Below are 3,202 nucleotides of genomic sequence, written 5' to 3' on the forward strand. Positions count from 1 at the left end.
TTTAGAAATATTACCAACTTGTAAGGGACAAGATTATTTTGAAATCGCAAAACACCTGTCAATTCCAGAAGAGGATTTAATGCCTTATGCATTTTGGTGTCAAGAAACTTACACTAGGAACTGTGTTTCTAGAACCTCTAAGTATGAATTACTTTTATTATGTTGGGAAGAAGGGCAAGAAACTCCCATTCATTGTCATAATGGAGAAGAGTGTTGGGTGTATTTGGCTGAAGGGAAGCTTAGGGAAAAACGATATGCCGAGATAGAGGGTGATTTAGAAAAAACAGCAGATGTGCAGATGACTCAAAGCCGTTTATCCTATATGAATGACGCCTTAGGATATCATTCTTTGCATAACCTCGACAAAGGCCGATCTATAAGTCTTCACCTTTATGTAGGACCTATAGATGAATGTTCTGTTTATAAAACAGAAAAAGATAAATTTGTATTTAAGGAATTAGACTATTATTCCAAAAACGGAGAAAAAATTTCACATCATAAATAAATAAAATAAAATGAATTGGACTACTGCTAAAAAGTATACAGATATTACTTATAAAAAATCTAATGGTGTCGCCAGGATAGCTTTTAACAGGCCAGATGTGAGGAATGCTTTTCGTCCTAAAACGGTTAATGAACTTTTTGATGCTTTTTTAGACGCTAGGGAAGACACTAGCATTGGTGTAGTTTTATTTACGGGTGAAGGCCCATCTTCTAAAGATGGTAAATATGCATTTTGTAGTGGAGGAGATCAAAATGCAAGAGGCCATCAAGGCTATGTAGATGACGATGGTACGCCAAGGCTCAATATCCTTGAAGTACAAAGATTAATTCGCTTTATGCCTAAAGTGGTCATTGCCGTTGTGCCAGGCTGGGCTGTTGGTGGGGGGCACTCTTTACATGTAGTTTGTGATTTGACGTTGGCGAGTAAAGAGCATGCTATATTTAAACAAACCGATGCAGATGTAACGAGTTTTGATGGCGGATATGGTTCTGCTTATCTTGCTAAAATGGTAGGTCAAAAGAAAGCTAGAGAAATATTTTTCCTAGGTAGAAATTACAGCGCTCAAGACGCTTTTGAAATGGGAATGGTGAATGCGGTGATTCCCCATGAAGAATTAGAGTCTACAGCTTATGATTGGGCTCAAGAAATACTTGAAAAATCTCCAACCTCTATCAAAATGCTGAAATTTGCTTTTAATGCTACAGATGATGGTATGGTAGGGCAACAAGTTTTTGCAGGAGAGGCTACTAGATTGGCCTACATGACCAAAGAAGCAAAAGAAGGGAGGGATGCCTTTTTAGAAAAAAGAAAACCAAACTTTAAAAATATCAAATGGTTTTCATAAATTAGACTGTATTAATTGATAATCAATAACTCATACATCTATGCCAATCCTAACCGAACAAGAGCTTCAAGAAATCGTTAATAAAGAAACTGAAACGAAAGCCGAAATTAAAGAGAAAAATCTAGCTATAATTGAACTCGCTGAAGAAAAGAAAAACATAAAATCACAGCGGAAGGGTTTTTTGGCTTCTACTGTTATCTTGGCAATACTTTTTTTAGCACTTCTTTTAATTGTTAATTTTCAACCGAATTTATTAAATTTGGACACTGGTATTCAGCTTGAAGAAGGCGAACAGATTGTTGAAATCTCATCCATAGAAAATTATGAAAATAGAATTGCAGATTTAGAGTCTCAGATATCTATGTCTACTAGTCCATTAGATCTAAATGAATTCTATGCGGTTCAATTAGGTGCTTTTAAGAAATTCAACGTCAAATTGTCATCAGATGCTTATAGTATAGTTCATAATGCTAATTTTAGAGATTTTAATTTGTTCACTTTAGGAGTGTATCAAACTGAAGTCGAAGCTGAAAAACTCAGACAAATAGTAACAAAACTCGATTTTCAAGATGCCTTTGTAGGTTACTATAAAAATGGAGAGCGAGTGAAATCCAATTATTGATTATATGAATTTTGAAAATTTAGAAGTGCATCTTGATGAGTTACCAGATTTTAAATCTGTTGAGCTTAATTTAGTTCAAAAACGATATAAGAGACTGATCTGGATAAATGAGGGGCTTGTCTTTACCTTGCTTTTTGCATTACCGATTATAGCTTTCTTTATTGAACCTGTTCCTCTATGGATTCCTATTGTGGTCTTATGCCTCTTAAGCCTTGTTTTAGTGGTAAGAGCAACTGAGATCGAAAAAGGTTTCCCCTTGAGGTTATTTGGAATAAGACAATACGATATTATTTACCAATCTGGCTTCTTTTATTTTACAGAGACTGTTATTCCTTATAATAGAATACAGCATGTAGAGATCAAACAAGGTCCGCTTTCTCGGTTTTACAATCTGTATTCTTTAAGACTGTATACTGCTGGCGCTTCTTCGGGAGACTTAATTATAGATGGGTTGGATAAAGAGACCGCTCAAAAAATAAAGGCTAAAGTTCTGGCTAAAACTACTATTATAGATGAGTAATATAGACTTCTCAATTCCTAGATTACAATCTTTTAATGGTATTTTTCTTATTTTTTTTACAGACCTGATAAAGCGAGTCCGTCAAAATATTTATATTTTGGCAATTCCTTTTTTTAAGAAAAACCTATTACAAGACTACGGTACTTATATTATTATAGGAGCAATTTTATTTGTTGTTCTTCAATTTGTTTTCTCATATCTATCCTATAAAAAGTTTAAATTTTCTATTCAAGAAGACGCTTTTCATTTAGATCAAGGAGTCATAAAATTAAGTCATGTTGAAATTCCTTTTGAGAGAATTCAAAACATCAATCTTCAACAGAATTTTTTGCAACAGGTTTTAAATGTAGTGGGTTTTGAAATTGAAACGGCTGGCGAAGGAACTGCCGAAATTAAAATTAAAGCCTTAGACAAAGATTTTGCTCAATCTTTAAAAGATAAACTTATTAAAGAAAAAGAGCGGATAGGAGATGATGACCTGCAAATTTTGAATGACAAAAGTGCTTTGGATTCTAAATTAGATGAACATTCCAAAAGAATCGAAGAGCCTTCATTGCTCTTTAAATTGAATTTCAATACTCTACTAAAGGTAGGTATTAGTTCTAATCTTTTCAAAGGGGTTGGCTTACTACTTGCATTTTTAGCCTATGCCTATAACTTCGTCCGGGATTTCTTAACTCAAATCTATGATCTCAATCTTGAGGAAGATTT

Annotated in this window: 5 protein-coding genes; all 5 read left to right on the top strand. The window is 33.9% G+C overall.

The window, feature by feature from the left end; genetic code table 11:
- Positions 1 to 505: cysteine dioxygenase (locus CXF67_RS08940; RefSeq protein ID WP_102088445.1), on the top strand; the 505-nt coding region annotated here is incomplete at its 5' end.
- Between the two features lie 10 nt (positions 506 to 515).
- A complete protein-coding gene (locus CXF67_RS08945; protein WP_102088446.1) occupies positions 516 to 1,349 on the top strand; it encodes a 1,4-dihydroxy-2-naphthoyl-CoA synthase in 834 nt (277 codons plus the stop codon).
- A 40-nt stretch (positions 1,350 to 1,389) separates the two neighbouring features.
- Positions 1,390 to 1,971: a hypothetical protein gene (locus tag CXF67_RS08950; protein WP_102088447.1), complete on the top strand. Its 582-nt coding sequence runs from the start codon at positions 1,390 to 1,392 to the stop codon at positions 1,969 to 1,971.
- Positions 1,972 to 1,975: 4 nt separating this feature from the next.
- Positions 1,976 to 2,491 (top strand): PH domain-containing protein, encoded by a 516-nt coding sequence (locus CXF67_RS08955; protein ID WP_102088448.1) that lies wholly within the window; start codon positions 1,976 to 1,978, stop codon positions 2,489 to 2,491.
- The coding region (locus CXF67_RS08960) for a PH domain-containing protein (RefSeq protein WP_180957937.1) at positions 2,484 to 3,202 on the top strand (719 nt) is incomplete at its 3' end. The genes CXF67_RS08955 and CXF67_RS08960, both read left to right, overlap by 8 nt.

The sequence above is a fragment of the Psychroflexus sp. MES1-P1E genome (assembly GCF_002836055.1).
Taxonomy (GTDB): Bacteria; Bacteroidota; Bacteroidia; order Flavobacteriales; family Flavobacteriaceae; genus Psychroflexus.